Consider the following 1,998-nt stretch of genomic DNA (forward strand, 5'->3'; position numbering starts at 1 on the left):
CCCCTGGCAGGAAAACCCGGAGCTTTCGGCCACCTACGTCTGGGAATGACCCGGACTCCCAAGGAGAGAAAGATGCTACTTCGACACACACCCAAGGACCTCGCCCAGCGCGAGGCCCTGACCATCAATCCGGCCAAGACCTGTCAGCCCATCGGGGCCATGTACGCCGCCCTGGGCATCCACGGCTGTTTGCCCCACTCCCACGGTTCCCAAGGCTGCTGCGCCTACCACCGCTCGGCCCTGACCCGGCACTACAAGGAGCCCATCCCGGCCGGGACCAGCTCATTCACCGAAGGGGCCAGTGTCTTCGGCGGCCAGGCCAACCTGGTTCAGGCCATCCAGAACATCTTCGAGGTCTACGGACCCGAGGTCATCGCCGTACACACGACCTGCCTGTCCGAGACCATCGGCGACGACCTGAACCAGATCCGGGACAAGGCCCAGAAGGAGGGCAAGATCCCCGAGGGCAAGCATGTCATCGGGGCCCCCACGCCATCCTACGTCGGCTCCCACGTCACCGGATTCTCCAACATGGTCAAGGCCATGGCCGCGAACTTCGCCGAACGGACCGGCCGACGAAACGGCAAGGTGAACATCATCCCCGGCTGGGTCGAGCCCGCGGACATGGAGGAGATCCGCCGCCTAGCCTCCCTGGTGGGCGTGCCGGTCATCGTCTTCCCGGACACCTCGGGAGTCCTGAACGGCCCTCTGTCCGGCGAATACCGGATGTTCCCCCAGGGCGGCACCACGGTGGCCGAGCTCAAGGCCAGCGGCGACGCCGTCGGCACCCTGGCCCTGGGCGAATGGTGCTCGGCCGACGCGGCCCGCTGGCTGGACGCCAACCGCAAGGTGCCTTGCCGGATTCTGGACACGCCCCTGGGGCTGCGGGCCACGGACCGCTTCGTGGACGCCCTGCGCATCGTGGGCGGCACGACCGTGCCCGAGGATATCACCCGGGAACGGGGCCAGCTCGTGGACATGATTTCCGACACCCATCAATACCTCTACCACAAACGGGTGGCCCTGGCCGGAGACCCCGACCAGCTCATCGCCCTGGTCGAGTTCCTGGTCACCTTGGACATGATCCCGGCCTATGTGGTCACCGGCACGCCGGGCAAGGCCTTTGAGCAGCGCATCGCCGAACTGACCAAAGACCTGCCCACGCCCTGCCAGGTCCGGGCCAAGGGGGACCTGTTTCTGCTCCATCAATGGATCAAGAACGAGCCCGTGGACCTGCTCATGGGCAACACCTACCTCAAGTACGTGGCCCGGGACGAGGACATTCCCCTCATCCGATTCGGCTTCCCCATCCTGGACCGGGTCGGCCACCAGTACTTCCCCACCGTGGGCTACAAGGGCGGTTTGCGCCTGCTGGAAAAAATCCTGACCGCCATCCTGGACCGCAAGGACCGCGACGACCCGGAACAGAGCTTCGAACTCGTCCTCTGATTCCCCCGACCGGAGGGGCGAGAAGCCAAACGCCCCTCCAAGCCCAAAAGGAGATTCGACCATGGCCATTCCCAAGCACCTCATCCTCCTCTGCCAGAGTTTCCGGCAGGGCGGCGGGCCCAAGGGGGTCTGCCACAAGCAGACCGACGGATTCCCCCAATACCTGGAGGAGGAGATCATCGCCCGGGGCCTCGACTGCCAGGTGGCCGTGACCGGCTGCCTGAAGCGCTGCGATCAGGGCCCGGTCCTGGTGGTCATGCCTCAGAACTGGTGGTTCGGCGGCGTGGATTCCGAGGAGACCCTGGACGCCATCCTGGACGGCCTGGAGAACGGAGAGCCCGGGCCGGGACGGCTGGCCGGTTGAGCCCATGGCCGAGAGAGGGGACATCCGACGGGCCCGGCTCGTGGCCCTACGAAAAAACAATTTTAGCCTGGAGAGGCAAGCATGATCACCTGCACACTTCTCGACGAGCGCAAGGCCCAGGTAGGCCGGACAGCCTCCGGCTTGGTGGACATCGTCTGCAACCGCGAGTCCCTGGCCGGAGCGGT

At 65.7% G+C, this 1,998-nt stretch carries 2 protein-coding genes; both read left to right on the forward strand.

The features are described from left to right. Positions 1–72: 72 nt before the first annotated feature. A complete protein-coding gene (gene nifK / locus EOM25_14330; protein NCC26352.1) occupies positions 73–1,449 on the forward strand; it encodes a nitrogenase molybdenum-iron protein subunit beta in 1,377 nt (458 codons plus the stop codon). A gap of 61 nt (positions 1,450–1,510) precedes the next feature. Next, a complete protein-coding gene (locus tag EOM25_14335; protein ID NCC26353.1) occupies positions 1,511–1,813 on the forward strand; it encodes a (2Fe-2S) ferredoxin domain-containing protein in 303 nt (100 codons plus the stop codon). Positions 1,814–1,998: the final 185 nt, after the last annotated feature.

The organism is Deltaproteobacteria bacterium, assembly GCA_009929795.1.
GTDB lineage: Bacteria > Desulfobacterota > Desulfovibrionia > Desulfovibrionales > Desulfomicrobiaceae > RZZR01.